Here is a 26,245-nt window from a genome sequence, read left to right as displayed (position 1 = left end):
CCCCCTGGCTCGGGGCCCTTCGCCCGGCGGGCGGCGCCCGGCCCCCCGCAGGTATCGTCAACATGGCAATACCATCCCAAACCGCAATCTGGACGGGAGAACACGCGTGACGCGCAGCGTGTACGTGACCGGGATCGACCGGGGAGACGGCCGCCAGGTCGTCGATCTGGGAGTCATGGAGCTCCTGACGCGTCAGGTGGACCGGGTCGGGGTGTTCCGGCCGCTCGTCCACGACGGACCCGACCGGCTGTTCGAACTGCTGCGGGCCCGCTACCGCCTCCCCCAGGACCCCGAGTCGGCCTACGGCCTGGACTACCACGAGGCGTCCGCGCTCCAGGCCGAGCAGGGCACCGACGAGCTGGTCTCCCGGCTCGTCGAACGCTTCCATCAGGTGGCCCAGAAGTACGAGGTGGTGCTGGTACTCGGCACCGACTTCGCCGCCACCCAGCTCCCCGACGAGCTGGCGCTCAACGCCCGCCTCGCCAATGAGTTCGGCGCCTCGGTGATCGCGGTGGTCGGCGGGAAGGGCCAGACCGCGGAGTCCGTGCGGGCCGAGACCCGCAATGCCTACCGGGCGTACGCGGGCCTGGGCTGCGACGTCCTCGCGATGATCGTGAACCGGGTGGCGGCCGAGGACCGCGAGGCCATCGCGGAGCGGCTGGCGGCCCGGCTGCCCGTCCCCTGTTCGGTGCTGCCCGACGACGCGGCGCTCTCCGCGCCGACCGTCGCCCAGATCGCCGCGGCGCTCGACGCCACGGTGCTGCTCGGCGACGACTCCGGGCTGGCCAGGGACGCGCTGGACTTCGTCTTCGGCGGTGCGATGCTGCCGAACATGCTGAAGGCGCTGACGCCGGGCTGTCTGGTGGTCACGCCCGGGGACCGGGCGGATCTGGTGGTCGGCTCGCTGGCCGCGCACAGCGCCGGGACCCCGCCCATCGCCGGTGTGCTGCTGACCCTGGACGAGCGCCCCGGCGAGGAGATACTCAAGCTGGCCGCGCGGCTCGCACCGGGTACGCCGGTCATCTCCGTGGCCGGCGGCTCCTTCCCGACCGCGGGGCAACTCTTCGCCCTGGAAGGCAAGTTGAACGCAGGGACGCCCCGCAAGGCGGAGACCGCGCTGGGCCTCTTCGAGCGCCACGTGGACACCGGCGCGCTGCTGGAACGGATCTCGGTGGCCCGTAGCAGCCGCGTCACCCCGATGATGTTCGAGCACGAGCTGCTGGAGCAGGCCCGAGCCGTGCGGCGCCGCGTCGTCCTGCCGGAGGGCACCGAGGAACGGGTGCTGCGCGCCGCCGACGTACTGCTGCGCCGCGACGTCTGCGATCTGACCCTCCTCGGCGACGCCGACGTCATCCGCAAGAAGGCCGCGGACCTCGGCATCGATCTCGCCGGGACGCAGCTCATCGACCCGCAGACCGCCGAGCTGCGCCAGGTCTTCGCCGAGCGGTACGCGCAGCTGCGCGCGCACCGCGGGGTCACGGTGGAGCTGGCGTACGACGTCATCGCGGACGTCAACTACTTCGGCACGCTGATGGTGCAGGAGGGGCTCGCCGACGGCATGGTCTCCGGGGCGGTGCACTCCACCGCGGCGACGATCCGCCCCGCGTTCGAGATCATAAAAACTAAGCCGGACGCCTCGATCGTGTCGTCCGTCTTCTTCATGTGCCTCGCCGACAAGGTCCTGGTGTACGGCGACTGCGCGGTGAACCCGGACCCGGACGCGGAGCAGCTCGCGGACATCGCGGTGCAGTCGGCCGCCACCGCCGCCCGGTTCGGTGTCGAGCCGCGGATCGCGATGCTGTCGTACTCGACGGGCACGTCGGGATCGGGCGCCGATGTCGACAAGGTGCGCGAGGCGACGGAGCGGGTCCGCAGGAGCAGGCCCGACCTCAGGATCGAGGGCCCGATCCAGTACGACGCCGCGGTGGAGCCGAGCGTCGCCGCGACGAAGCTGCCCGGCTCCGAGGTGGCGGGGCAGGCCACGGTGCTGATCTTCCCGGACCTGAACACCGGCAACAACACCTACAAGGCCGTGCAGCGCTCGGCGGGCGCGGTGGCCGTCGGACCGGTCCTCCAGGGGCTGCGGAAGCCCGTCAACGATCTGTCCCGGGGTGCGCTCGTCCAGGACATCGTCAATACCGTGGCCATTACGGCGATCCAGGCGCAGGGCGAGGAGTGAACGGATGACCACCCCGACCACACAGGGCTCTTCCACGGCGGGCGCGTACCACGTGCTGGTCCTCAACTCCGGCTCCTCGTCGGTGAAGTACCAGCTGCTGGACATGAGCGACCGCTCCCGGCTCGCGGTCGGGCTGGTCGAGCGGATCGGCGAGGAAACCTCCCGGCTGGTGCACACCCCGCTGGTTGAATCAGAAGAGGCGGCCCGAAGGGTCTCCGTCGAGGGTGGTGGTGGGCGACGGGCGGGAGGCGCCGAGTCGCGCGTGCGGACCGGTCCGATCGCCGACCACGAGGCCGCGCTGAAGGCGGCGGCCGATGAGCTGGCGGCCGACGGGCTGGGCCTGGACTCCCCCGCGCTGGTGGCGATCGGTCACCGGGTGGTGCACGGCGGGCTGCGGTTCACCGAGCCCGTGGTGATCGACGACGAGGTGCTGGAGGAGATCGAGCGCCTGGTCCCGGTGGCCCCGCTGCACAATCCGGCGAACATCGTCGGCATCCGTACCGCACAGGCCCTGCGTCCCGACCTCCCGCAGGTGGCGGTCTTCGACACGGCGTTCCACACGACGATGCCGGAGTACGCGGCGCGGTACGCGATCGATGTGGAGACCGCCGACGCGCACCGCATCCGGCGCTACGGCTTCCACGGCACCTCGCACGCGTATGTCTCCCGCAAGGCCGCCGAGCTGCTGGGACGTACGCCGGAGGAGGTCAATGTCATCGTGCTGCACCTGGGCAACGGCGCGTCGGCGTCGGCGGTGGCGGGCGGCCGGTGCGTGGAGACCTCGATGGGGCTGACGCCGCTGGAGGGGCTGGTGATGGGCACGCGTTCCGGCGACATCGATCCGGCCGTCACCTTCCACCTCCGGCGGGTGGCGGGGATGTCGACGGACGAGATCGACGAGCTGCTGAACAAGAGGAGCGGCCTGGTCGGGCTGTGCGGCGACAACGACATGCGGGAGATCCGGCGCCGGATCGACGAGGGCGACGAGCGTGCGGCGCTGGCGTTCGACATCTATGTGCACCGGCTGAAGAAGTACATCGGCGCCTATTCGGCGGTCCTCGGGCGGGTGGATGCCGTGGTGTTCACGGCGGGGGTCGGGGAGAACTCGGCGCCGGTACGGGAGGCTGCGATCGCCGGTCTCGAGGAGTTCGGCCTGGCGGTGGACGCGGATCTGAACGCCGTACGGTCCGGCGCACCGCGGCTGATCTCGCCGGACCACGCACGGGTCGCGGTCGCCGTGGTGCCGACGGACGAGGAACTGGAGATCGCCGTCCAGACCTTCGCACTCGTCGGACAGGTCCACAACTGAGCACCCCCGCGCCCCTTTGTACCTTCCACCAGACGGAATATTCCGCAGCGAAACAAACCGATAGGATCCGCCTCATGCGCCGTTCCAAAATCGTCTGCACACTCGGTCCCGCCGTCGACTCCCATGAGCAGCTCGTCGCTCTGATCGAGGCCGGCATGAGCGTGGCCCGCTTCAACTTCAGTCACGGCAGCCACGAGGAGCACCAGGGTCGTTACGACCGGGTCCGCAGGGCCGCCGCCGAGACCGGTCGTGCGGTCGGCGTGCTCGCCGACCTCCAGGGCCCGAAGATCCGTCTGGCGAAGTTCGCCGAGGGTCCCGTCGAGCTGGTCCGCGGGGACGAGTTCACCATCACCGCGGAGGACGTCCCCGGCGACAAGTCGATCTGCGGCACGACCTACAAGGGTCTGCCCGGCGATGTCACCAAGGGCGACCCGATCCTGATCAACGACGGCAATGTCGAGCTGAAGGTCATCGCGATCGACGGCCTCCGGGTCAGGACCATCGTCATCGAGGGCGGTGTCATCTCCGACCACAAGGGCATCAACCTGCCCGGTGCGGCGGTCAATGTCCCGGCCCTGTCCGAGAAGGACGTCGAGGACCTGCGGTTCGCCCTGCGGATGGGCTGCGACCTGGTGGCGCTCTCCTTCGTACGGGACGCCAATGACATCAAGGACGTCCACAAGGTGATGGACGAGGTGGGCCGCCGGGTCCCCGTCATCGCCAAGGTGGAGAAGCCGCAGGCGGTCGAGCACATGGACGGCATCGTCATGGCGTTCGACGGTGTGATGGTCGCCCGTGGCGACCTGGCCGTGGAGTACCCCCTGGAGAAGGTCCCGATGGTGCAGAAGCGCCTGGTGGAGCTCTGCCGGCGGAACGCCAAGCCGGTGATCGTGGCGACCCAGATGATGGAGTCGATGATCACCAACTCGCGGCCGACCCGCGCCGAGGCGTCCGACGTCGCCAACGCGATCCTGGACGGCGCGGACGCGGTCATGCTGTCCGCCGAGTCCAGCGTGGGCGCGTACCCGATCGAGACGGTCAAGACGATGTCGAAGATCGTCGTCGCCGCCGAGGAGGAGCTTCTCTCCAAGGGCCTCCAGCCGCTGGTCCCGGGCAAGAAGCCCCGCACCCAGGGCGGTTCGGTGGCCCGTGCCGCCTGCGAGATCGCGGACTTCCTGAACGGCAAGGCACTGGTCGCCTTCACCAAGTCCGGAGACACGGCCCGCCGCCTCTCCCGCTACCGTGCGGCGCAGCCCATCCTGGCCTTCACCACGGACGAGTCCACCCGCAACCAACTCGCCCTGAGCTGGGGCGTCGAGGCCCACGTCGTCCCGCACGTGGACAACACGGACGCGATGGTCGACCTGGTCGACGGCGAGCTCCTGAAGCTGGACCGCTACAACGAGGGCGACACGATGGTCATCACGGCCGGCTCGCCCCCCGGCATCCCGGGCACGACGAACATGGTGCGGGTGCACCATGTCGGTGGTGGCACGCGGGACTGACGCGCCCGGTACCCGTAAGACCGTGGGCCGCACTCCGGAAGGAGTGCGGCCCACGGTCCTTGTGCGGCTCCCGAACGGGTCGGTGTCGGCTGCTAGCTGTTGCCGCCGGTGAAGTAGTTGTGCAGCCCGGGGACCTTGAGCGTGCCGCCGAACTGGCCGGCCTGAGTCACCTTGACCTTGGTGAAGAAGGCGAAGGGTACGTTCAGCGGCGGCGGTGTCTGCGGGCTGAACGTGACCGGGATGAGGCCGAAGAGATTGCCCTTCAGCTCCTCCGTGTACATCGTCACCGTGCCGTTGCGGATGGTGGACGTCGAGCCCTTGCGTGCCTGGACATGGCCCGTCGTGCCCGCCGGACCGACCGTCAGCTGGTGGAGGTCCTTGATGTCGACCGAGCTCGCGGTGAACTTGAGCACCTTCTTCGTGGTGCCGTCGCCCTTCTTCACCTCGACGATGCCCTTGTAGTCGAGGCCGCTCAGGGTCAGCATCGAACTCTGCAGGATCCACGGCTCGTTCGGGAGCCGCGGAATGCCCTGCTCCAGGTCGGCCGCGGCCAGCGCCTCGGGGTCGGCGGTCGGACACGGGAAGCGCTCCTTGGCGCCGTCCGGAATGTCCTCGTCCTTCTTGGCTTCGAGACCCTTGACGCTCTCGTCGAGCTCCTCGACCGGCTTTCCGGCCTGCTCCGCGGCGTCGCGGATGGCGACGGCGGTCTTGTCGGCCGTCTCCTTCACGGCGTCCGTCGCCTTCTCCACAAGCTTCTCGGCCGGCTTGGCCGCTTCGCTCTCCGAGGGCTTCGGGGACGCCGTGGTGGCGCTCGGGGACGGGCTCGCCGTCTCCTTGTCCGGTCCGTCGAAGAGGTCCTTGAGCGCGTCGCCGACGCCCAGCGGGTCGAGCGGGTTCTTCGACTCCGTGGGGGTGGGCGAGGCGCTCGGCGCGGCGGCGGGGGCGTCGGCGGACTTCGGCTCGGCCTTGGCGGTCTCGCTCGCACTCTCGCTCGCCGTCTCGCTCGCCGACGGGGTGGCCGAGGGCTTCGGGGTCGCTGTCTCGCCCTTGTCACCGGACTCGGAGGCGGACGGGGACGGGGACGGCGACTTGGTCTCCGACGCGGACGGTGACGGCGACTCGCTCGGCTCGTCGGAGCGGGTCACGCAGGGACCGGGTGCGAACGGGATGTCCATGCTGTCGTCGGCCAGTGCCAGCCTGGGGGTGAGCCCCATGCCCACGAAGACGGCCGTCGGCATCGCGGCGAGGGCGAAGGCCTTGCCCGCGGGTATGTGCAGCTTCGTCAGCAACGACTTCCTGGGGGCCGCGTGGCGCGGTCCGGTTCTCGTCCGGACAACCTCTCCGGTCGCGTTCAGCTGCGTCTCGTCACCCCGCACTGTTCCTCCCGCCGTTGGCGTCAACAATTCCGCTCGGGACGTCGCCGCTCCAGGGAGCGGCACCCGGGTCGTACGCCGCCGTGGCGCGCTGCTCCGGCAGTTCGACGCCGGCCGCTTCCCCGCCCTGCGGCTCTTCGGCCTGCTTGCCGGGCGTGTGCCTGCCCGGCTCCGTCCCGTCCGCGGGCTCACCCGGGGCCCAGGACAGCGCGAGACAGCCGCCGATGAGGGCGAACAGGAACCCGAAGAAGAAACCGCCGAGGTTGGACACCGGGATGGAGACCAGCGCGAGCAGGATCGTGGCGACGCCGGCGAACACCCGGATGATCTGCTGGAACCACATGGTCAGGCCGAGCGTGACCAGCAGTACACCGATGATCAGTGAACCCGAGCCGGTGGTGGTTGCCATGACCAGCGTCAGATGGCCGAGCTTGAGATTCGCGTACGGAAAATATGCGATCGGACCGCCACCGAGCGCGGTGAAAAGACCCGCCCAGAAGGGCCGGGTTTGCCGCCAGTCACGGAACCGCAGCCTCCAGTAGGTGAAGTCGCGGGTGCCTGTGGTCTCGGCGCTCATGGAAAACAGCTCCCTGGAACCGGTCGTGCTGTGAAAAGAAGAGGGAGTCGGACGGGCGGAGCGGCGTGGCCGCTGCTCCGCCCGTCCGGGCGGGGTGCTTAGTAGCACTCCTTGACGCCGTTGTAGAGCTTCATGCTCAGACCGCTGAGCTTGAAGGTTCCGGCCGTGGTGGCCCACGCCGTCTGCTGCACGTTCCGCAGCTGGGCACGGTCCGCCTGCTGGGCGAAACCGTTCTCGTTGACGTTTTCGTTGGCCTTGATCGCCGGACCCTTGGAGGCGTCCCTGGCCGCAACACCGATGTCGATGTTGGAGAACTCGGCATCGGCCTTGAGGTCGGCGATGTCGATGTACAGGTCCTTGGCCTTGACCGGGGTCCCGTTGCCGCCGGCCTTCAGCTGAAGGCTGACCGAGCCGAGGATCGGGATGTCCGGCGTCACGACGGACTGGCACATCTTGGTGATCTTCGCCGTCCGGAACGACGAGATCGCGACCGGGTGAATGGTCTTCTTGTCACCCTTCAGCTCCGCGTAGCCGGCGTCTATGCCGCCGTACTGCGAGAAGCCGTGGCCGTCGAGGTACTCGGCCGACACCTTGAACGACTGGCCGGACACGCTGAACGATGCGGCGAGCGCACCCTGCGCGAGGGCCACGCCGACCGCGGCGGTCGCGGCAACGCTCGGCACCATGACCAGAGCGAAACGCTTCCATCTGGTACCGCCACGAACCTGGGAACTCATAAATTTCCTCCTTCTCGGACGTACATCTCCGGTCCGGGCCTGGGCCCGTCCTGGGATGGGAGAAGTGCTACGTCCTCGGAAAGAGAGCGCCCGCGTACGGAGGCAGGAACCGCGTCCGAATCACCGGCGATCACCCCCGAGCGACAACCACTGGCCACGCAATCGCGCAACCTGTTCGGACAGGCCCTGCCGGACGGCAGGAACCCCCCTGTCCGGAGTCGGCGCCACTTCCGCCGACCCACTCGGTGGGGACCCAACGGGGCCGCCGCGCCGACTGGCAGCCGGGCTGGCGTCATTGGACCGAGCGTGGCCGATCGTGGTGCATTCACGCCCGCCGCACAAGGGGTTCGTTACTCACTAGTAACGGCCCGATAACCGGCGCGCGACCGGGTGATACCGCCCGGCCACACAGGGTGGCGCCGAGCAGAAGGACGAAAGGGAGAATCGGGGCCGTTATGCGGACAGATCGCAAGGGGTGATTTACTGCGAGTAACAGACGACACCTTTATCAAGATTTGGTAAAGCGAAGCCGTCTCTTATCGCCCTGATCGCGAAAACGGCCGTGGCACCCCGGGGGTACCACGGCCGTGTTGTCACATCAGAACAAGACCCGCGCCAGCGCCGTACGCGCGGCGACGACCCGCGGATCATCGGGGCCGATCACCTCGAACAGCTCCAGCAGCCGCACCCGCGCCGCGTCCCGGTCGTCACCGAAATTACGGCGCACCGTCTCGACGAGCCGCCCGAAGGCATCCTCGACATGACCGCCGACGAGATCCAGATCGGCGGCCGCGAGCTGCGCGGCGAGATCGGCCGGCTTCTCCGCGGCGTCCTGGCGGACCCGCTGCGGGTCCAGGTCCTTGACCCGGGCGAGCAGTTCGGCCTGGGCGAGACCGAGCTTGGCCTCGGTGTTGGCCGGGTCGTCGGCGAGGACGCTCTTGTACGCCTGGACGGCGCCGGGGAAGTCACTGGCGTCCAGGGCCTGTACGGCTGCTTCGAGCAGGGCGTCGTACGGCCCGGCGGGCGCCTCGGCCGGAGCCTGGCCGGCTTCCTCGGCGGCGGCCGCGTCCTGGTCGACCACGATCCCGGTGAGACCGAACCGCTCCTCGGCGACCTGGATCAGCTGGTCCAGCGTCTCCCGGATCTGGGCCTCGGGCGCCGCGCCCTGGAAGAGCGGGAGGGCCTGCCCGGCGACGACGGCGAAGACCGCCGGGATGCCCTGGATGCCGAACTGCTGCATCAGCATCTGGTTGGCGTCGACATCGACCTTGGCCAGCACGAAGCGGCCGTTGTAATCCTGGGCCAGGCGCTCCAGGAGCGGTCCCAGCTGCTTGCACGGCTCGCACCACTCGGCCCAGAAGTCGATGACGACCGGGACTTCCGTGGAGCGCTGCAGGACATCGCTCTCGAAGCCTGCCTCATCGACATCGATCACCAGGGCGGACGGCGGTACGGCACCGCCACCACCCTGCCGGGCGGCCTCCGCACGGGCCTGCTCCGCCTTCACCTTGGCCTCGCCGGCCGCCTTCACCGCGGCGAGGTCGACGACGCCGCTCATGGACATGTTCCTAGGCTGCATACGTACATCCTCCCCCCTTGGCGCACCGATACGGAAAGCGATGCGGGAACCACACCCGTCCGTAGTCCCCGCCGGCGTGCGGGGATGCCCGGACAGACGCGACCCGAGGGCCCCTGAAAGACCCGATTCGGCGCCGGGTCCCCACCCGGTGCCTGTGGCTGTCGTTCGGTCGTGGCGTCACGACGGTATGACCATCGTCCTTACGCTACGACCCGTAGCGTAACTGCCCGGCACCCCTCACGCACGAGTGTGTTCGGTGATCTGTCTCACGGCGGACGGGGCCGGTCGGCACTACTTACTGACGGGTATGGTCACGGCATGCTGAGCCACAGCCACCCCGAACCCCCGCGAACGGGACGCCCACGCAGCGCCGCAGCCGATGAAGCGATCCTGGAGGCGACCAGAGCCTCCCTGGTGGACCTCGGCTGGTCGAAGTTGACGATGGGTGATGTGGCGACGCGGGCGGGGGTCGCCAAGACGACCCTGTACCGGCGCTGGGCGGGCAAGAACGAACTGGTCGTGGATGCCGTCGCGGTCCTCTTCGACGAGCTGGAACTGCCCGATCTGGGCAGCCTGTCGGCCGATGTCCAGGCGGTGGTGCTGCAGTTCGCCGCGCTGCTGGAGCGGCCGGAGACCCAAACGGCGTTGATGGCGGTGGTCGCGGAGTCGACGCGCGACGAGGCGCTGCGGATCCGGATCCGCGACTCGATCGTGGACCGGCAGAAGCGGCTGGTGCTCCAGGGGCGTCAACGGGCCCAGGAACGCGGAGAGTTGCCCGTCGAGCAGGACGAGACGCTGGCGGCGACGACCGCCGATCTGATCTTCGATGTGATCGCCGGCGCGGTCGTGCACCGGGCCCTGGTGAGCGCCGAGCCCGTCGACGCGGACTGGGCCCGGCGCTTCACCGTGCTGCTGCTGGCGGGGCTGGGGGCGGCGGCGTCCGCGTGACGGGGCGGGCCGCTGCCGCCTTCCTCGGCCGCCGAACGCGGCCACCGACCGCCCGTCAGAAGCCGGGCGGCTCCGTGTAGGTGCCCCACTCGTCGCGCAGGACCCCGCAGATCTCACCGAGCGTCGCCTCGGCCCGTACCGCGTCGAGCATCGGGCCGATCATGTTGGAGCCGTCACGGGCGGCGGCCAGCATCGCGTCCAGCGCCGACTTCACCCGGGCGTCGTCGCGGGCGTCCTTGCGGCTGCCGAGCACCCGGACCTGCTCGCGCTCGACCTCGTGGCTGACCCGCAGGATCTCCAGATCTCCGGTGACCGAGCCGTGGTGGACGTTGACGCCGACGACGCGCTTGTCGCCCTTCTCCAGCGACTGCTGGTACTGGAACGCGGACTCGGCGATCTCGCCGGTGAACCAGCCGTCCTCGATGCCGCGCAGGATGCCGGAGGTGATGGGCCCGACGGGGTGCTGCCCGTCCGGATGGGCCCGGGTGCCGCGCTCCTTGATCTGGTCGAAGATCTTCTCGGCGTCGGCCTCGATCCGGTCGGTGAGCTGCTCCACGTACCAGGAACCGCCCAGCGGGTCGGCCACATTGGCGACGCCGGTCTCCTCCATCAGCACCTGCTGGGTGCGCAGCGCGATCTCGGCGGCCTGCTCGGAGGGGAGCGCGAGGGTCTCGTCGAGGGCGTTGGTGTGCAGCGAGTTGGTGCCGCCGAGGACGGCGGAGAGCGCCTCGACCGCGGTACGTACGACGTTGTTGTACGGCTGCTGGGCGGTGAGCGAGACACCGGCGGTCTGGGTGTGGAAGCGGAGCCACTGCGCCTTGTCGGTCTTCGCGCCGTACGTCTCCTTCATCCAGCGGGCCCAGATCCGGCGGGCCGCGCGGAACTTGGCGATCTCCTCGAAGAAGTCGAGGTGCGCGTCGAAGAAGAAGGAGAGACCGGGCGCGAAGGTGTCGACGTCCAGCCCGCGGGAGAGCCCGAGCTCCACGTAACCGAAGCCGTCGGCGAGCGTGTACGCGAGCTCCTGCGCGGCCGTCGCCCCGGCCTCGCGGATGTGGTAGCCGGAGACGGAGAGCGGCTTGTACGCGGGGATGTCGCGGGCGCAGTGCTCCATCAGGTCGCCGATGAGGCGCAGATGGGGCTCGGGCTGGAAGAGCCACTCCTTCTGCGCGATGTACTCCTTGAAGATGTCGGTCTGGAGCGTGCCGTTGAGCACGCCCGGGTCGACGCCCTGGCGCTCGGCGGCGACCAGGTACATGCAGAAGACGGGGACGGCGGGTCCGCTGATCGTCATGGACGTCGTGACGTCGCCGAGCGGGATGTCCTTGAAGAGGACCTCCATGTCGGCGGCGGAGTCGATGGCCACACCGCAGTGCCCGACCTCGCCGAGCGCGCGGGGGTCGTCGGAGTCGCGGCCCATCAGCGTCGGCATGTCGAAGGCGACGCTGAGCCCGCCGCCGCCCGCGGCGAGGATCATCTTGTAGCGCTCGTTGGTCTGCTCGGCGTTGCCGAAGCCGGCGAACTGGCGGATGGTCCAGGTCCGGCCGCGGTAGCCGGTCGGGTGGAGCCCCCGGGTGAAGGGGTACTCGCCCGGCCAGCCGATCCGCTCGAATCCCTCGTACGTGTCCCCGGGGCGGGGGCCGTACACGGGCTCCACGGGGTCTCCGGAGAGTGTCGTGAAGTCCGCGTCACGCTTGCGGGCCTTGTCGTAACGGGCCTGCCAGCGGCGGCGGCCCTCCTCGATCGCGTCAGCGTCCATACAATCGAATTTACTAGGACGTCCTAGTAAATGTCGATGGCAAACCGCCCGGTGCTTTGCACGGGGCGGTTCGGGTGGTGCGGCGCGGGCCGGGCCCGGCCGGACGGCTCAGAGGCTGTCGGGTGACCTCCGGTCGGGAAGCGGACGCGGTCTGGTGCGTGCGATTCCAAGGCGCCGGGATGTCCTCGGATGGGGTCTCCCCTGCTCGAACGAAGCTGAGAGCTCGGGGAAGGAGCTACTAGGGCATTTCGGCAACGCGGGAAGCGTGCGTGCCAGGGCGTGGCCGCCCGATCAGAGGTCACCCGACAGCCTCTCAGGCCTTGACGGTGACGGGAGAACCGTCGGCGACCACCGGCTCGACCTCGCGGACGACCTTGCGCTCGACGAAGAACGCGGCCGTCGGGATGGTGCCGGAGATCAGCACCCAGAGCAGCTTGCCCAGCGGCCACTTCGCCTTGGAGCCGAGGTCGAAGGCGAAGATCAGGTAGATGATGTAGAGCACGCCATGGATCTGGGAGACGACGAGCGTCAGATCCTTGCCCATGTCGAAGCCGTACTTGAAGACCATGCAGGTGCAGAGCACCAGCAACATGACGGCGGTGACGTAGGCCATCACCCGGTACCGGGTCAGCACACTGCGTTTCATGGAATCGAGCGTATCCGGACGCCCGGGGCGATCTTGCAGCGGGCCGGACTCGGGCGAGCCCGGACTCAGCTCCGGTCCAGCCACTCCTGGAGCACGTCGCAGAGCGGGGCAAGACCCATGTCCATCCGGTGCAGCAGCCGGTCCGGTGGATCCTCGGTCCCTTGCCAGCTGCGGAGTGTGGCGAGGAAGGCCGCCTGGACCGCTCCGCCGATGCCGGCAGGGACGATGCCGTCCGGATCGGCGCCGGTGCGGTGCGCCACATACCCGGCGACGGCACGCGCCCAGCTCAGCCACTGGGCCGACTCCTCGGAGCGCAGCTCCGCCGAGGTGTCCAGAATGGTGAACCGCTTCAGCCAGATGCCCCGCTCGTCGACGGAGTCGCGCAGCGCCTCGACGACGCAGGCACGGATCACCGTCAGGGCGGGGGCATCCGGCTCCGCACGGGCGAGCAGCTCGCGAAGCCTCCGGGTGTGGTCGTCGAAGGCGGACCAGATGATCTGCGACTTGGAGTCGAAGTAGCGGAAGAAGGTCGTTCTGCCGACACCGCAGGCCTCGGTGATCATCGCGATGCTGGTCCCGGCGTAGCCGTGGCGGAGGAAGAGCTCGATGGCCTCCACCTCGATCTTCTCCCGCGACGAGGCGGGCGGCCGCCCTCGCGGCCGCCTCGTGTCTCCCATACCGGCTGCTCCTCTCCATTCGGACGCACACGTTCCGATTATTTTCGGGACCGGGTACCGTAAATAACGTCGCAGGTGACGCCCGTGCGCGCCGCCGCCGACGCACGCATGACGTCACAGCAACTGAACCAGAAGGAATCGATCATGAAGGCATGGCAGTTCACCGAGGTCGGGCAACCCCTCTCGCTGCACGAGATCCCCGAGCCGGAGGCGGGGGCCGGTGAGATCGTCATCGACGTGAAGGCCGCCGGGCTCTGCCACAGCGACGTCGGCTTCCTGGACGGCACCCTCACCTCGCTGCTGCCGTTCCGGCCGATCACCCTGGGGCATGAGATCGCGGGCGTGGTGTCCGTGGTCGGTTCGGGTGTATCGCGCTTCCGTGCCGGGGACAGGGTCGCCGTGCCCGCCGCGATCGAAGGACCCGGCACCTCGTCGAACGGCGGCTTCCAGAGCAGGGTCGCGGTCCGCGAGGAACTGGTGATCCGGCTGCCCGACGCCATCGCCTGGGACCAGGCGGCCGCGGCGACCGATGCGGGGCTGACCTCGTACCACGCCGTGGTCGTACAGGGCGGCGTGACGGCTGGGACCAAGGTCGGCGTCATCGGCTTCGGGGGGCTCGGCTCGTTGGGGGCGCAGGTGGCCCTCGCGGTCGGTGCCGAAGTCTATGTCGCCGAGAAGAACGAGAAGGTGCACGCCTTCGCCCGCGAGCTCGGGGCGAAGAAGGTCGTGAAGGACATCACGGAACTCGCCGACGAGAAGCTGGACGTCGTCGTGGACTTCGCCGGCTTCGGAACCACGACCGCGGGTGCGGTCGACACGGTCCGGCGGGACGGGCGCGTGGTGCAGGTGGGCCTCGGAGTCGCGGAAGGCACCATCAACCTGCAGCAGCTGACCCTCAACCAGGTCGTCCTCATCGGCTCCCAGGCCGGGACCATCGAGGACTGCGAGGCGGTGGTCGGACTCATCGCCGAAGGCAAGGTGACCTCTCGCATCACCCGCATCGGCTTCGACGCGATCGGCGACGGGATCGGCCGGCTGGAGCGGGGCGAGGTCATCGGGCGGCTCGTCGCCGTGTACGAGTAGACCGCATACGAGTGCGCCGTGCACGAGCGGGGGGCGCACAAGCAGGAGGACCCGCTCGGAACGCGGCGGCCGCGGGCGTACGCGCCGGAGGACCGGCCGGGCGCAGCACGGCAGCCCTCCGGCGCGGCCGCCGGGGGCCGCGCACCGGGTCCGGCGGCCGGAAGGGCTGTCAGGCCTCTTCGAAATCATGGGCCGCGATCCGCAGCGGCCGCAGCATGGCGAAGATCTCCGCGCACTCCTCGGCGTCGTACACCCCGAGCCCGAACTCCATGTCGACCAGGTCCTTGGTCGCCGCCTCGACGACCTCACGGCCCTTGTCGGTGATGGAGGCGAGGGTTCCGCGGCCGTCGTTCGGATTGGGGCGCTTGGCGACCAGTCCGGAGCGGACCAGCCGGTCCACGGTGTTGGTGACGGAGGTCGGGTGGACCATGAGCCGCTCGCCGATCTTGGACATCGGCAGCTCGCCGGCCTTGGAGAAGGTGAGCAGCACCAGTGCCTCGTAGCGGGCGAAGGTCAGTCCGTACGGTTTGACGACCGCGTCGACCTCGGCGAGCAGGATCTGCTGGGCGCGCATGATCGAGGTGATCGCCCCCATCGAGGGCACCGGACCCCAGCGCTGCTGCCAGAGTTCGTCGGCGCGGGCGATGGGATCGAAGGGGAGTCTGAGCGGCTTCGGCACGGCACCGACCTTACCCACTGGTCATATGCTGGTCAGTACTGTCTCGAACTTCGGTCCGAATCCGGGGTGCGGATGCCGTGCGGCTGACCTCGCGGACGAGCAGGAGCATGCACACCGTACCGATCACGGCGGATCCGGCGACCACCTGATGGACGGGAAGGAATTCGGCGGCCAGCCCGGCAAGGGCCATGCCGATGCCCTGGACCGTCATCAGCCCCGCGGTCTGCAGGGTCATCGCCCGGCCCCGCAGCTCCTCGGGCACGGCTTCGACGAACCACTGGTCGAGGCCGATGACGTATGCCGCCCCCACCCCGGCCAGTGCGAGCGCGGCCATGGTCAGGGGAAGGCTGGGGCGGAGCCCGTACAGCAGGAGCGGCAGGAGCCCGGCGACGGCGGCCGGCAGCACGATCCGGGAGCGGGCGCGCGGCGTGAGCACGCCGCCCACGTACAGCTCCGCGACGATGTTGCCGATCGGCATCGAGCACATCAGCAGCCCCAGCGCGGCCGGGCCGGCTCCGATCTCGTCGGCGTACGGTGCGGCGAGCGCCTCCGGTGCCACGGCGAACATGGGCGGCACCCAGAAGAGCAGCGTCAGCGCGCGGATCCTGCGGTCGGCGAAGACTGTGCGCGCTCCCGCGAGTGAGTCCTTGAGCAGATTTCCCCCGTCGCCGCTGTCGCCGGTCCGGGCGGGCCGGTTCCGGGTGCCGAAGCGGAGCAGGGCCGCCGAGCAGAGGAAGGTCACGACGGTGATCGCGATCGCTTCGCGCGCGGAGACCACGGTGAGCAGCACACCCCCCACGCCGAAGCCGATCAGCATCGCGCTCTGCGAGATGATCCGCAGCAGCGAGCGGCCCAGTACATAGAGATCGCCCTCGCCGAGAATGTCGGTGAGCGCGGCCATCCGTGTGCCGGTGAAGACGGGCGACACGAGCGCGACGGCGCAGCGCAGGGCGAGGAGCCCGCCCACGGGAGTGCCGGGCAGCACCATGACGGCGACGCAGCCCGCGCAGAGCAGATCGCAGGTGACCAGGACCCGGCGGGCGGGGTAGCGGTCGGCGACCCCGGCGAGGAGCGTGCCGCCGATCAGGTACGGCAGCAGGCCGAGCGCGAAGGTGAGGGCGCTGAGCAGCGGCGAGTCGGTGAGGTCGTAGACGAGGACGGTGAGCGCCAGCTCGCTGACCATCAGGCCCATGAGGGAAAGCAGATGGGCGGTGAATACGGCCCGGAACTCCCGTACGGCGAAGACGGCGCGGTAGCCGCGGGACGTGCCGGGGTCCGCGGCGGCCGGGTCCCGGAGCGCGGGCGACGGGTTCGGGTCAATGGGGTCGGCGCGCTCCGGGGAGGGGGCCGGCGACGGCTCCGGTCCGGCGGGGTGGGTGTCCGCTCGGCGGCGTGCGGCTGACGGTTCGTCGGGAGACGGGCCCGTCGGGCCGTTCGGGGTGTCCGCCGCATTGTGGGGGCTGCCCACCAGGTCGGGGCTGTTGCTCGGCATGGGCGCAGCTTGAAGGAGCAAGACCCTCGTTCCGTAGACTTTCGGCCCGGACCGAATCCTGACGAGGCAGCCGATGTCGTTCCATCTGCATTTCGACGAGAGCGATCTGCTCCGCTGCAGGTTCGCCATCTCTCCGATCTGGGAGACGCAGCAGGCGGTACGTACCCTCCTGCGCCCCGGTCGGCACGGCTACCACGAACCGTGGCTGAGGCGCATCCGGAGCGCCGCCACGGGGCTCGACCTGCGGCAGCTGTGGTCGCTGATGCCGGAGAGCGGACACAGTCCGGACTTCCTGTCCCCGCCACCGCTGGGGCCCTACGCCTCCTTCGAGGAGGAGATCGCCGGGGTCCGTGCCACCGACCCCCGGCTGGTCCGCAAGGACCTGGCGCTGACGCTCGCGTGCATGCCGGGTATCCGGGACTCCCCCGCCGGGCGGGCGATGCTCGCCGATCCCGCACGGGCGCAGCAGGAGCTGGCCGCGTTGCTGGAGCAGGCGTGGCGGGTGCTGGTCGAACCGGACTGGCCGCGGCTGCGCGCCCTGCTGGAGGCGGACATCGCGTACCACTCGCGCCGGCTCGCCGCGGTCGGCTTCTCGCGGCTGCTCGGTGAGCTGAGCCCGCAGCTGAGCTGGGCGGATTCGACGCTCACGCTGGTCGGGATCAAGGGCCGGCACTCCCGGGTGCTCGGCGGTCAGGGCCTCGTCCTGATGCCGAGCGTCTTCGCCTGGCCGGATGTGGTCAGCGGGTACGAGCCGCCCTGGCAGCCCGCGGTGATCTACCCGGCGCGCGGGATCGGCGCTCTGTGGACGGAGCCCGCGGACCGCACGCCGAAGACGCTCGCCCGGCTGCTGGGGCGGGCGCGGGCCGATGTGCTGTGCGCGCTCGACGAACCGGCCGGGACGAGCGCGCTCGCGCACCGGCTGGGCCTGGCGCCGTCCTCCGTGTCGGAGCATCTGTCGGTGCTGCGGGCGGCGGGGCTGCTGACGTCGCGGCGATACGGACACCAGGTGCTGTACGAGCGGACGCCGCTCGGCATCGCGCTGGCGGTGCCGACCTGAGTACACCGGGATGACGAAGAGCCCTCCTGCCGTCCGGCAAGGGGGCTCTTCGGGTGGTACGGGCGTCAGTCCGCGAGATACCGCTCGACCGTCTCGACCTTGGAGGTCAGGCCGTCGGTGACACCGGGGCGGATGTCGGCCTTCAGTACGAGGGAGACACGCCCGGCGCGGGCCTCGACGGCGGCGACGGCCCGCTTGACGACGTCCATGACCTCGTCCCACTCGCCCTCGATGGAGGTGAACATGGCGTCCGTGCGGTTGGGCAGCCCGGACTCACGGACGACCCGGACGGCGTCGGCGACGTACTCCCCGACGTCCTCACCGACGCCCAGCGGACTGACCGAGAACGCGACGATCATGCGCTGACCACGCCCTCCCGGCGGGCGCGGGCGGCGATGACGCCGTCGGCCTCGTAGCGCTTGAGCACCTTGTCGCCGTACAGCCCGCCGAACGGCAGCAGTGCGAGCAGGAAGAAGAACGCGACGCGCTTCAGCGGCCACTTGGTCTTGGACCAGACGTCGAGGAGCAGCACGGCGTAGATGACGAAGAGGACGCCGTGCAGGATGCCGAGCGGCATCATCAGGAAGTCGATGTCGGAGACCCGGCTGAGGATCGAGCCAAAGATGATCAGTGCCGGGAAGGAGAGCGCCTCGGGAACCGAGATGAGGCGCAGCCGGTGCAGGGCGGTAGCGGTCTTGACGTCCACGAGGGCACCTTCGGTGGGAGGATCGTGACAGCTTGTGAATACAGGCACAAGCGCGGTCCATTGTGGCATCGGTTCGGGCGGCGGTCGGTGCCGGGGGCCGTATGTCGCCGGTCACGTGCCGCCGCCCCGGCCTTGTGCCCCGTACGGGTACGTCCCGATTGCGTCCGGGTCCCGTACAGGATGCGTATCAGGGACCGTTCAGGGGGCCGGTTCCTCCCCTGGGCCCTGTCCCTGCCGGGCCCCTGCGGTTAACGTCGCTCCGTGGCAATGTTCCGACTCCAAGGCAGCAGAACGCTCGCCGTCGACCTGGCCGGCGACGCCGTGAAGGCGAAGAACGGTTCGATGGTCGCGTACGACGGCCGGATCACGTTCAAGAAGATGACCGGCGGTGGTGACGGCCTGCGCGGCATGGTGACCCGTCGGCTGACCGGCGAGCAGATGGCCGTGATGGAGGTGAAGGGGCAGGGCACCTGCTACTTCGCCGACCGGGCGAGCGAGATCAGTCTCGTCTCGCTGCACGGCGACAAGCTCTACGTCGAGGCGAGCAACCTGCTCTGCACCGACGCCGGGCTGCGCACCGGCACCACCTTCACCGGCCTGCGCGGCGGGGCGAGCGGCAACGGACTGTTCACCACCACCGTCGAGGGCACCGGACAGGTGGCGATCATGTCGGACGGTTCGGCGGTGGCGCTGCGGGTCTCGGCCTCGTACCCGCTGTTCGTCGACCCGGGCGCCTACATCGCCCATCAGGGAAACGTGCAACAGCACTTCCAGGCCGGGGTGAACTTCCGGACGCTGATGGGCGAGGGCTCGGGCGAGTCCTTCCAGATCCGCTTCGAGGGCGAGGGAATCGTCTACGTCCAGCCGAGCGAGCGGAACACCATCGGGGGCGATGTCTGATGCCGTTCCGTGAGATCAACTCGAAGATGGTCGAGGCGACGGTCTTTCCCGGCCAGAAGATGTACAGCCAGCGCGGCGCGATGCTCGCCTACCGGGGCGAGGTGTCGTTCACCCCGAACATCCAGGGCGGCCAGGGCGGTGTGATGTCGATGATCGGCCGCCGGGTGGCCAATGAGGCGACCCCGCTGATGACGGTCGAGGGCAACGGCACGGTGATGTTCGGCCACGGCGGCCATCACATCCAGGTGATCAACCTGGCCGGCGACACCCTGTACGTGGAGGCCGACCGGCTGCTCGCCTTCGACGGGACGCTCCAGCAGGGCACGATGTTCATGGGTTCGCAGGGCGGGGTGATGGGCATGGTGCGCGGTCAGGTGACCGGGCAGGGGCTGTTCACCACCACCCTCAAGGGGCATGGCGCGGTCGCCGTGATGGCACACGGCGGGGTGATCGAGCTGCCGATCACCCCGGGCCGCGAGGTGCATGTGGACCCGCAGGCGTACGTCGCGCACCACGGCGACGTCCGCAACAAGCTCTCCACCGCGCTCGGCTGGCGCGACATGGTGGGGCGCGGCTCCGGCGAGGCGTTCCAGCTGGAGCTGAGCGGCAGCGGCGCGGTGTACGTCCAGGCCTCGGAGGAGAAGCTGTGAGCACGCCCGTGGTCTTCGACCCGATGACGCTGCCGTCGGACGACAACGTCAACTCCTACACCTTCTGCGTGGAGCTCAAGGGGAGCCAGTGGTTCCTGCAGAAGGGCAAGATGATCGCCTATTACGGGCGGATCGAGTTCAACGGCATCGGTCACGGCCGCTTCGAGCGGCTGATCCGTACGAGTTTCCACTCGCCGCTGCACGCGAGCGACTGGGTGGTGGCCGAGGGCAGCGGCAAGCTGCTGCTCGCGGACCGGGCCTTCGACGTCAACTCGTACGACCTTCAGGACGGGAATCTGACGATCCGGTCCGGCAACCTCCTCGCGTACCAGCCGACGCTGGCGCTCAAGCAGTCCATCGTGCCGGGCTTTCTGACGCTGATCGGCACGGGGAAGTTCGTGGCGGCGTCCAACGGTCCGGTGGTCTTCATGGAGCCGCCGCTGCGGGTCGATCCGCAGGCGCTGGTGGGCTGGGCGGACTGCCCCTCGCCGTGCCACCACTACGACCACGGCTACATGACGGGCGTGCTGGGCGGGCTGCGGTCACTGACCGGGATCGGCGGGACCTCGGGCGAGGAGCACCAGTTCGAGTTCGTCGGCGCGGGTACGGTGCTGCTCCAGTCGACCGAGATCCTGATGCCCGAGCAGCCGACGGGGGCGGTGCCGCAGCAGCCGGGGGTCCCGGGCGGGGCCGGTCAACCCGGGTCCGCACCCCGCATGCCCGGTCAGCTCGGGGACCTCCAACGCCGCTTCGGGTTGTGAACGGTAGTCTGCGGAGTGTGACGTCGAACGTCCGCACCCCGCACCCGAGTCCGCCTCCGGGCGGGTGCCGGGCGTCACACTCCCCCACTTCGTCCGGCTTTCAACTTCTTAGGTAGAATCCACATATGGAGACCGAGACGGCCACCCGCTGGCTGAACGACGCGGAGCAGTGCGCCTGGCGTACCCACCTGGACGTCAGCAGGCTGCTGATGCACCAACTGGAGAAGGATCTCCAGCCGTTCGGCCTGACCAACAACGACTACGAGATCCTGGTCAACCTCTCGGAGTCGCAGGACCAGCGCATGCGGATGAGCGATCTCGCCGCCGCGACGCTGCAGTCCAAGAGCAGGCTCTCGCACCAGATCACCCGCATGGAGAGCGCGGGCCTGGTCCGCCGGGAGAACTGCGAGTCCGACCGGCGCGGTCTGTACGCGGTCCTCACCGAGGAGGGCGCGGAGACGATGCGGAAGGTGGCTCCGCACCACGTGGCCTCGGTGCGCAAGCACTTCATGGACCTGTTGACGCCTCAGGCGCTGGCGGACCTGCACGCGGCGCTGGCCCCGGTCGCCGATCATCTGCGGGGACGACGCGGCAAGGTGTGACCCGCGGTGGGGCGGCGCCCTCGAAGGTCACGGCGGACGGTACGGACGACGGCGACCACGGGGACGACGAGCGGGGCGAGGACTGAGCCCTCGGGCCTCTCGTCCGGATCACGCCGGGCTCGCGTGGCCCGGCACCTCGCCTCGCCGCTCCCGGGAAACGCTCAGGGCGCGTTGCCCGACAGGACCGTCCCGTCGCTGAAGCTCAGGAACAGTGCGTCGCCCTGCGCGACGAGCGAGATGTGCGCCGGATCAAGCGGATCACCGGGGGCTCCGGGCCATCCTGTGTACATCTTGGAGCCCAGGTTCTCCTCCTGGGCCGCGGCCAGTCGGTAGGACCCCACTCCGTACCCGGCGACGACGAAGGCCTTGTCGCCGACCACGATCGGCGCTCCCTCGGTCTCCAGTCCCTCGGACGCGTCATTCGTCGCCCAGATCAGTTCGCCGTCGGCCAGCGTGATCACGTACACCCGTTGCCGGCTGCTCAGCACCACCTTGCCGTCGTGTGACACGGCGGGCCGGTAGGCGATGTCCACGCCGTCGGCGAGCGTGCGGCGGTTCTGCGGGGCCGCCGCATCGATGACCGTCAGGCCGTTCGAGCCCGCGCAGAGCAGTGCCTTCCCCTTCAGGACCGGCGTACGGCAGGTGACGTCACCGGCCCCGATGCCGCCCAGCCGGGTGCCGTCGGCGCTCTTCAGGATAGTGACGCCGTCGCCGACCGCGACGAGCCGGCCCTCGGCGAGGAGCAGTTCGGCCTCGGGGGCCGGGTCGTCCCACGGCTTGTCCCATGCGCGTTCGTGCCCGCCGGTGAGTCGCTGGGCGACGATCCGGCCGGCCCCGGTGCCCGGAGTTCTCGTGACGTAATAGAGGACGCCGTCCGACTGTACGGAATCGGCCACCCGGGCACCGTCGGCCAGCGGCTCCCGCCACTTCTCGGCGCCGTCGGCCAGGCCGAGCGCCACCAGGGCGCCGTCCTCGAAGGCGTACACGGTGGTGCCGAGGACCCCGGCCACCGATGCGGGACCGGCGGACGTCTTTCCCGGCGGGGTCTGCCACTTGCGCCTGCCGTTCGCGGCGTCCAGCACGGTGATGCGCTGCGGACCGCCGCAGACCAGGGACGCACCCGCGAGTACGCACTCCACCGGACCGTCCGCGATCTTGGCCTTCCACGCCTTCCAGCCCGCCGGTTTCCTGGAGACGTCCGCGGCGGCGGCCCCGAAATCCCCGGTACGGCCGGCGTCGGCGTCGGGCACGACGGCGGGTCCTGCCCCGGTCCGCACGGAGTCCGGGGCCGAGGCGGTCGGTCGCGCGCCGCCGCCCGCGTTGTCGCCCCCGCCGTCGCCCTTGAAGAACCCCGGCAGCAGCACCGTCCCCAGGACCACGCACACCACCGTGGCCGCTGCCGCCAGCCCGATCCACAGTCCCTTGTTGCCCTTGCTGTCGCCGGGCACGGACACGGGCACGACAGGTGTCGGTGCCAGGGCCGGTCCGCCGGGGGCGGGGGCGTGGAACGGGACCGGTGGGGCGGCTGCCGCCTGCGCTGCGGCCGCCGCGCAGGCGCGCGCCCCGGCCGCGTGCTCGGCGAGCTGCCGCCGTATCGCGTCCGTCCAGAGGAACGGGCCCGCGGGTGCGGTGCCCGGCCGCTCGTCCGGCAGCAGCATGCCGACCAGTTGCCGAGGGGTCGGCCTGGCCTCGGCGTCGCTGCGCAGACATGCCTCGATCACGGCACGCAACAGCACCGGTACGTGCGACAGTTCGGCCTCGCCGTGGGCGATCCGGAAGATCACCGCGGCCATGTCGGAGTCGTCGAACGGGCCCCGACCGGTCGCCGCGAAGGCGAGCACCGCACCGAGACAGAAGACGTCCGACGCCGGTACGAGCGACCGCGAGCCGTTGACGTGCTCGGGCGAGATGTAGCCGGGGCTGCCCACGACCACACCGGTCCGGGTGAGCTGGGTGGCGTCGAAGGCCTGGGCGATCCCGAAGTCGATCACCTTCGGCCCCTCGGCGCCGAGCAGTACATTGCCCGGCTTGAGGTCACGGTGGAGTACGCGCACGGCGTGCATGTCGGCGAGCGCCCGGGCAAGGCGGGTACCCAACTGCCGTACCACCGGCTCGGGCAGCGGCCCGCCGCGGGTCACCGCCTCGGCGAGCGAGGGGCCCGGGACGTACTCGGTCGCCAGCCAGGGCAGCCGGCCGTTCGCGTCGCCGCCGACCAGGGATGCGGTGTGCGGACTGCGTACGGCACCCGCCGCGTCGATCTCACGGCGGAAGCGGATGCGGAAGCCGTCGTCGAGGTCGAGATCCGGGCGCACGGTCTTCAGCGCGACCAGCCCGGCGGTGGTGTCCCCCGCACCGGCGGGCCGGGCCAGATACACCTCGCCCATGCCGCCCGCGCCCAGCAGCCCGAGAAGCTGGTACGGGCCGATCAGCCGGGCCCTGCCGGGTGGAAGCGGCTCGATCACTGCGCGGTCCCCTCAAGCGGTTCGTCGGTTCATTCGGGCAGCGGTACGGAGACCGTGGTGCCGTCGTCGTACACGACATGCACGACGCCGCCGACCGGCAGCACCTGCGGGTCGGTCAGTTCCTTGTCCAGCTGGATGCCGTCGGCCTTGTCGTAGGCCGGTGTGCTGCTCGGGCCGGGGGCACCCGGCAGCCGGGTCCTGACCAATGGGCCCAGAGTGCCGTCGGAGCGGACCGGGACGGTGTACAGCGTCGTACTGTCCGCCCAGAGCACGGTGTCGGCGACGATCAACGCGTCGGAGACCGGGTTGCTCATGCCCTGCGCCACCTTCCCGCCGAGCGGGAACCTGCCGAGAGCCCGGCCGTTGTCGCGGCCGACGACGACGAGCTCATCGGGCACGTCCGGCACGTATGCACTGCCCCGGCGGATGGCGATCACCCGGTCGTCGAGCGCGGTGAGGCTCGCTTCGGCGACGAGCCCGGGGTCCACCGGCACCCGCCCCTGCGCCTTGAGCGTCCCCGCCGAGAACCGCAGCACGCTCATGTCGGAGCCGAAGGCGGAAGCGCTGCCGTTGGAGGCGTAGGCGGTGCAGAAGGCGACATCGCCCCGCACCCGAAGATCCCCGCATCCGGAGTTCGTACCCTCGCCGACGCCCTGCACGGCCTCGCTGCCCGCGGTGCCCAGCAGCATGCCGTCCTTGGGCCGGAACGCCTTCGGCGCGTCTTCACCGATGGCGTACACCACCGTGCCATCAGTGGCGACGGGCCAGAAGTTGCCCTTCTGGGCGTCGGAGATGTCCTGCGGGGCCAGCGGCTTGTGCCACTTCTCGGCGCCGGTCCTCAGGTCGTACGCGGCGAGGGCCGCGCCGTCGGGCACCGACGTGGTGGCGGCGAAGACCAGACCGCCGACGACCAGCGGCGCGCTTTCCAGGTTGTGCGCGCCGCCGGACCGGGTCTCCCAACGGACTTTCCCCGTACGGGCGTCCAGCGACTGCAGCCGGTCGCCCGCGGCAAGTAGCACGGTGTCGTCGTAGACGGTGGGGCGGGTGGCAGCGGCCGGCATGAAGAACTGGTTGCTGGGCCCCCAGCCCGCCGAACGGGAGATCTCCCCCGTGTCGAGCACCCACATCCGGTGGCCGTCGGCCGCCGACAGCGCCTCGTACGTGCCGTCCGTCTTGCGGCAGACCACGACGTCGCGACCCGCGGAGCAGCCGATCGGCGACCCGGAGAACTTCCCCTGCCAGGACTTCTTCCACCCCACCGGACGGACATCGCGGCCGTACGGGACCGTTCCCGAGGCGTCCGGGCCCCCGTTCTCGTCCACGCCCGCCACGATGCCGACAGCGGGTGAACCGCCCCCGCGCGCCGCCTCGTCGGGGGTCTTCTGGTTGTTGCGCCAGGCCAGGATGCCCCCGGTGGCCGCACCCAGCACGATCAGCGCGGCGAGGACCGCGCCCAGGACGCGCCGGGAGCGGCGCGGGGGCGGGGCAAGTCCAGGACCCTGGGTGGGTGCGATGTGCAGGCCGGGGGTGAAGTCGGTTCCCTGAGTGGGAAGTTGATGGGGAGCCGGAGGGCTTCCGGCGGCCACCTCGGTCGGCGTGTATCCCGGCAGCAGCGGTCCGCCCAGCGCCATGACCCGGGCCAGCTCCCGCTCGTACTCGGCGATGTGCCGCACCACCGGCTCCGGCCACCGTGCGGCCGCGTCGGGGGCGAGCCGCTGCGCGAGTTCCGCGGCGGTGGGGCGAGCGGCCGGGTCGGTGACCAGGCAGTCCGCCAGGACGGCACGCAGCGCCTCGGGCACGTCGCCGAGGTCGGCCTCGACGTACTTGACCCGGTAGAGCACGGCGGCGACCGGCCCGTCACCGAAGGGATCGCGCCCGGTGGCGGCGAAGCAGAGCACAGAGGCGAGGCAGAAGACGTCGGACGCCGGGACGACGCGTCCGCTGCCCGCCACGTGCTCCGGGGACATGAAGGCGGGGCTGCCGACCATGCGGCTGGTGGTGGTGAGCGGGGTCGCGCCGGCGTCGCGGGCGATTCCGAAGTCGATGAGGCGCGGGCCGTCCGACGCGAGCAGCACGTTGCCGGGCTTGACGTCGCGGTGGACGATTCCGGCCGCGTGGACGGCCGCCAGCGCGCGGGCGAGTCCGGCGCCGAGCATCCGCACCTCGGCCTCGGTCATCGCTCCCGCCCCGCGGACGGCGGCGGACAGGGTCGGTCCGGCCACGTATCCGGTGGCGAGCCAGGGCACTTCGGCGTCGGCGTCCCCGTCGAGCAGCGGCGCGACGTGGGGGCCGGTGACGGCCCGGGCGACGGCGATCTCGCGGCGGAAGCGGCTGCGGAAGCCGGGGTCCTGGGCCACGTCGCGGCGTACCGTCTTGACGGCGACCGGGTCGCCGCCGCCGTCCCGGGCGCCGAGAAAGACCTCCCCCATGCCGCCCGCGCCGAGCCGGGCCCGTATCCCGTAGGGCCCGATCCGCCTGGGCGAGTCGTCCCGCAACGGCCCGAGCATGCGCCATTCCCCCCGTCGTCACGCATGGAACGCCGGACGCCCTGTACACGCGTCCGGCCG

General features: G+C 70.3%; 23 protein-coding genes. 10 read left to right on the top strand and 13 right to left on the bottom strand.

Annotated features, from left to right (window positions below; translation table 11 throughout):
• Nucleotides 1–106 precede the first annotated feature (106 nt).
• From pta to pyk, 3 genes are all read left to right on the top strand, one after another.
• On the top strand, nucleotides 107–2,179 hold the full coding sequence (gene pta, locus ACFVV1_RS03635; protein WP_389983793.1) for a phosphate acetyltransferase: 2,073 nt from the start codon (nucleotides 107–109) through the stop codon (nucleotides 2,177–2,179).
• Between the two features lie 4 nt (nucleotides 2,180–2,183).
• Complete coding sequence (locus ACFVV1_RS03630; RefSeq protein ID WP_389983791.1) at nucleotides 2,184–3,488, top strand: acetate kinase; 1,305 nt, start codon at nucleotides 2,184–2,186, stop codon at nucleotides 3,486–3,488.
• A 74-nt stretch (nucleotides 3,489–3,562) separates the two neighbouring features.
• Nucleotides 3,563–4,993 carry a pyruvate kinase gene (gene pyk / locus ACFVV1_RS03625; RefSeq protein WP_389983788.1) on the top strand — a complete coding sequence of 477 codons (1,431 nt, stop codon included), beginning with the start codon at nucleotides 3,563–3,565 and terminating at the stop codon, nucleotides 4,991–4,993.
• Nucleotides 4,994–5,085: 92 nt separating this feature from the next.
• Here pyk and ACFVV1_RS03620 read toward each other — a convergent pair whose 3' ends face one another.
• The 4 genes from ACFVV1_RS03620 to ACFVV1_RS03605 form a co-directional block, all read right to left on the bottom strand.
• Entirely contained in the window at nucleotides 5,086–6,369 is a 1,284-nt protein-coding gene (locus ACFVV1_RS03620) for a hypothetical protein (RefSeq protein ID WP_389983784.1), read from the bottom strand.
• A complete protein-coding gene (locus tag ACFVV1_RS03615; RefSeq protein WP_389983781.1) occupies nucleotides 6,359–6,943 on the bottom strand; it encodes a DUF6114 domain-containing protein in 585 nt (194 codons plus the stop codon). Before ACFVV1_RS03615 ends, ACFVV1_RS03620 begins: the two co-directional genes overlap by 11 nt.
• Before the next feature lie 98 nt (nucleotides 6,944–7,041).
• Entirely contained in the window at nucleotides 7,042–7,680 is a 639-nt protein-coding gene (locus ACFVV1_RS03610) for a DUF6230 family protein (protein WP_389983778.1), read from the bottom strand.
• Nucleotides 7,681–8,278: 598 nt separating this feature from the next.
• Nucleotides 8,279–9,259: a tetratricopeptide repeat protein gene (locus ACFVV1_RS03605; RefSeq protein ID WP_389983776.1), complete on the bottom strand. Its 981-nt coding sequence runs from the start codon at nucleotides 9,257–9,259 to the stop codon at nucleotides 8,279–8,281.
• A 318-nt stretch (nucleotides 9,260–9,577) separates the two neighbouring features.
• Here ACFVV1_RS03605 and ACFVV1_RS03600 point away from each other — a divergent pair, with 318 nt between their 5' ends.
• Nucleotides 9,578–10,207 carry a TetR/AcrR family transcriptional regulator gene (locus tag ACFVV1_RS03600; RefSeq protein ID WP_389983773.1) on the top strand — a complete coding sequence of 210 codons (630 nt, stop codon included), beginning with the start codon at nucleotides 9,578–9,580 and terminating at the stop codon, nucleotides 10,205–10,207.
• 55 nt (nucleotides 10,208–10,262) lie between these two features.
• On the opposite strand, the gene ACFVV1_RS03595 is transcribed toward ACFVV1_RS03600, so the two are convergent.
• The 3 genes from ACFVV1_RS03595 to ACFVV1_RS03585 all read right to left on the bottom strand — a co-directional run bounded on the left by ACFVV1_RS03595 (nucleotide 10,263) and on the right by ACFVV1_RS03585 (nucleotide 13,286).
• Entirely contained in the window at nucleotides 10,263–11,963 is a 1,701-nt protein-coding gene (locus tag ACFVV1_RS03595; RefSeq protein ID WP_389983770.1) for a methylmalonyl-CoA mutase, read from the bottom strand.
• A 313-nt stretch (nucleotides 11,964–12,276) separates the two neighbouring features.
• Nucleotides 12,277–12,609, bottom strand: a complete 333-nt coding sequence (locus ACFVV1_RS03590; protein WP_389983768.1) for a DUF3817 domain-containing protein — start codon at nucleotides 12,607–12,609, stop codon at nucleotides 12,277–12,279.
• 65 nt (nucleotides 12,610–12,674) lie between these two features.
• The gene (locus ACFVV1_RS03585) at nucleotides 12,675–13,286 is read right to left on the bottom strand and encodes a TetR family transcriptional regulator (RefSeq protein ID WP_389983765.1); all 612 of its coding nucleotides are present in this window, start codon (nucleotides 13,284–13,286) and stop codon (nucleotides 12,675–12,677) included.
• A 144-nt stretch (nucleotides 13,287–13,430) separates the two neighbouring features.
• On the opposite strand from ACFVV1_RS03585, the gene ACFVV1_RS03580 reads away from it, so the two are divergent.
• On the top strand, nucleotides 13,431–14,369 hold the full coding sequence (locus ACFVV1_RS03580) for a zinc-binding dehydrogenase (RefSeq protein ID WP_389983762.1): 939 nt from the start codon (nucleotides 13,431–13,433) through the stop codon (nucleotides 14,367–14,369).
• 169 nt (nucleotides 14,370–14,538) lie between these two features.
• Here the strand turns inward: ACFVV1_RS03580 and ACFVV1_RS03575 are convergent, their stop codons facing one another.
• On the bottom strand, nucleotides 14,539–15,048 hold the full coding sequence (locus ACFVV1_RS03575) for a MarR family winged helix-turn-helix transcriptional regulator (protein WP_389983759.1): 510 nt from the start codon (nucleotides 15,046–15,048) through the stop codon (nucleotides 14,539–14,541).
• A 10-nt stretch (nucleotides 15,049–15,058) separates the two neighbouring features.
• Nucleotides 15,059–16,540, bottom strand: a complete 1,482-nt coding sequence (locus ACFVV1_RS03570) for an MFS transporter (RefSeq protein WP_389983756.1) — start codon at nucleotides 16,538–16,540, stop codon at nucleotides 15,059–15,061.
• A gap of 73 nt (nucleotides 16,541–16,613) precedes the next feature.
• On the opposite strand from ACFVV1_RS03570, the gene ACFVV1_RS03565 reads away from it, so the two are divergent.
• Entirely contained in the window at nucleotides 16,614–17,597 is a 984-nt protein-coding gene (locus ACFVV1_RS03565) for a DUF5937 family protein (RefSeq protein ID WP_389983753.1), read from the top strand.
• Nucleotides 17,598–17,662: 65 nt separating this feature from the next.
• On the opposite strand, the gene ACFVV1_RS03560 is transcribed toward ACFVV1_RS03565, so the two are convergent.
• Entirely contained in the window at nucleotides 17,663–17,956 is a 294-nt protein-coding gene (locus tag ACFVV1_RS03560) for an MTH1187 family thiamine-binding protein (RefSeq protein ID WP_030971479.1), read from the bottom strand.
• A complete protein-coding gene (locus ACFVV1_RS03555; protein ID WP_389983750.1) occupies nucleotides 17,953–18,303 on the bottom strand; it encodes a DUF3817 domain-containing protein in 351 nt (116 codons plus the stop codon). Before ACFVV1_RS03555 ends, ACFVV1_RS03560 begins: the two co-directional genes overlap by 4 nt.
• Nucleotides 18,304–18,570: 267 nt before the next feature.
• On the opposite strand from ACFVV1_RS03555, the gene ACFVV1_RS03550 reads away from it, so the two are divergent.
• The 4 genes from ACFVV1_RS03550 to ACFVV1_RS03535 all read left to right on the top strand — a co-directional run bounded on the left by ACFVV1_RS03550 (nucleotide 18,571) and on the right by ACFVV1_RS03535 (nucleotide 21,216).
• Nucleotides 18,571–19,203 (top strand): AIM24 family protein, encoded by a 633-nt coding sequence (locus ACFVV1_RS03550; protein WP_389983956.1) that lies wholly within the window; start codon nucleotides 18,571–18,573, stop codon nucleotides 19,201–19,203.
• The gene (locus ACFVV1_RS03545) at nucleotides 19,203–19,853 is read left to right on the top strand and encodes an AIM24 family protein (protein WP_389983747.1); all 651 of its coding nucleotides are present in this window, start codon (nucleotides 19,203–19,205) and stop codon (nucleotides 19,851–19,853) included. The genes ACFVV1_RS03550 and ACFVV1_RS03545 overlap by 1 nt, the downstream gene beginning before the upstream one ends.
• Nucleotides 19,850–20,614, top strand: coding sequence for an AIM24 family protein (locus ACFVV1_RS03540; RefSeq protein WP_389983744.1), 765 nt, complete (start codon nucleotides 19,850–19,852; stop codon nucleotides 20,612–20,614). The genes ACFVV1_RS03545 and ACFVV1_RS03540 overlap by 4 nt, the downstream gene beginning before the upstream one ends.
• A 125-nt stretch (nucleotides 20,615–20,739) precedes the next feature.
• The gene (locus ACFVV1_RS03535) at nucleotides 20,740–21,216 is read left to right on the top strand and encodes a MarR family winged helix-turn-helix transcriptional regulator (protein WP_389983741.1); all 477 of its coding nucleotides are present in this window, start codon (nucleotides 20,740–20,742) and stop codon (nucleotides 21,214–21,216) included.
• Between the two features lie 161 nt (nucleotides 21,217–21,377).
• Here the strand turns inward: ACFVV1_RS03535 and ACFVV1_RS03530 are convergent, their stop codons facing one another.
• Both ACFVV1_RS03530 and ACFVV1_RS03525 read right to left on the bottom strand, forming a co-directional pair.
• Nucleotides 21,378–23,678, bottom strand: a complete 2,301-nt coding sequence (locus ACFVV1_RS03530) for a protein kinase (RefSeq protein ID WP_389983739.1) — start codon at nucleotides 23,676–23,678, stop codon at nucleotides 21,378–21,380.
• Between the two features lie 29 nt (nucleotides 23,679–23,707).
• Complete coding sequence (locus tag ACFVV1_RS03525) at nucleotides 23,708–26,185, bottom strand: PQQ-binding-like beta-propeller repeat protein (RefSeq protein ID WP_389983736.1); 2,478 nt, start codon at nucleotides 26,183–26,185, stop codon at nucleotides 23,708–23,710.
• Between the last annotated feature and the right edge of the window lie 60 nt (nucleotides 26,186–26,245).

The organism is Streptomyces sp. NPDC058092 (assembly GCF_042884935.1).
Classification (GTDB): domain Bacteria; phylum Actinomycetota; class Actinomycetes; order Streptomycetales; family Streptomycetaceae; genus Streptomyces.
Note: the sequence above shows the minus strand (reverse complement) of the source record. Positions and strands in the feature narration are given on the sequence as shown.

Excerpts from the sequence above, each read along its gene's own strand:
- ACFVV1_RS03630 (WP_389983791.1), top strand. The coding sequence starts at position 2,184 with ATGACCACCCCGACCACACAGGGCTCTTCCACGGCGGGCGCGTACCAC.
- pyk (WP_389983788.1), top strand. The coding sequence starts at position 3,563 with ATGCGCCGTTCCAAAATCGTCTGCACACTCGGTCCCGCCGTCGACTCC.
- ACFVV1_RS03615 (WP_389983781.1), bottom strand. The coding sequence starts at position 6,943 with ATGAGCGCCGAGACCACAGGCACCCGCGACTTCACCTACTGGAGGCTG.
- ACFVV1_RS03610 (WP_389983778.1), bottom strand. The coding sequence starts at position 7,680 with ATGAGTTCCCAGGTTCGTGGCGGTACCAGATGGAAGCGTTTCGCTCTG.
- ACFVV1_RS03605 (WP_389983776.1), bottom strand. The coding sequence starts at position 9,259 with ATGCAGCCTAGGAACATGTCCATGAGCGGCGTCGTCGACCTCGCCGCG.
- ACFVV1_RS03600 (WP_389983773.1), top strand. The coding sequence starts at position 9,578 with ATGCTGAGCCACAGCCACCCCGAACCCCCGCGAACGGGACGCCCACGC.
- ACFVV1_RS03595 (WP_389983770.1), bottom strand. The coding sequence starts at position 11,963 with ATGGACGCTGACGCGATCGAGGAGGGCCGCCGCCGCTGGCAGGCCCGT.
- ACFVV1_RS03590 (WP_389983768.1), bottom strand. The coding sequence starts at position 12,609 with ATGAAACGCAGTGTGCTGACCCGGTACCGGGTGATGGCCTACGTCACC.
- ACFVV1_RS03585 (WP_389983765.1), bottom strand. The coding sequence starts at position 13,286 with ATGGGAGACACGAGGCGGCCGCGAGGGCGGCCGCCCGCCTCGTCGCGG.
- ACFVV1_RS03580 (WP_389983762.1), top strand. The coding sequence starts at position 13,431 with ATGAAGGCATGGCAGTTCACCGAGGTCGGGCAACCCCTCTCGCTGCAC.
- ACFVV1_RS03570 (WP_389983756.1), bottom strand. The coding sequence starts at position 16,540 with ATGCCGAGCAACAGCCCCGACCTGGTGGGCAGCCCCCACAATGCGGCG.
- ACFVV1_RS03565 (WP_389983753.1), top strand. The coding sequence starts at position 16,614 with ATGTCGTTCCATCTGCATTTCGACGAGAGCGATCTGCTCCGCTGCAGG.
- ACFVV1_RS03560 (WP_030971479.1), bottom strand. The coding sequence starts at position 17,956 with ATGATCGTCGCGTTCTCGGTCAGTCCGCTGGGCGTCGGTGAGGACGTC.
- ACFVV1_RS03550 (WP_389983956.1), top strand. The coding sequence starts at position 18,571 with ATGTTCCGACTCCAAGGCAGCAGAACGCTCGCCGTCGACCTGGCCGGC.
- ACFVV1_RS03545 (WP_389983747.1), top strand. The coding sequence starts at position 19,203 with ATGCCGTTCCGTGAGATCAACTCGAAGATGGTCGAGGCGACGGTCTTT.
- ACFVV1_RS03535 (WP_389983741.1), top strand. The coding sequence starts at position 20,740 with ATGGAGACCGAGACGGCCACCCGCTGGCTGAACGACGCGGAGCAGTGC.
- ACFVV1_RS03525 (WP_389983736.1), bottom strand. The coding sequence starts at position 26,185 with ATGCTCGGGCCGTTGCGGGACGACTCGCCCAGGCGGATCGGGCCCTAC.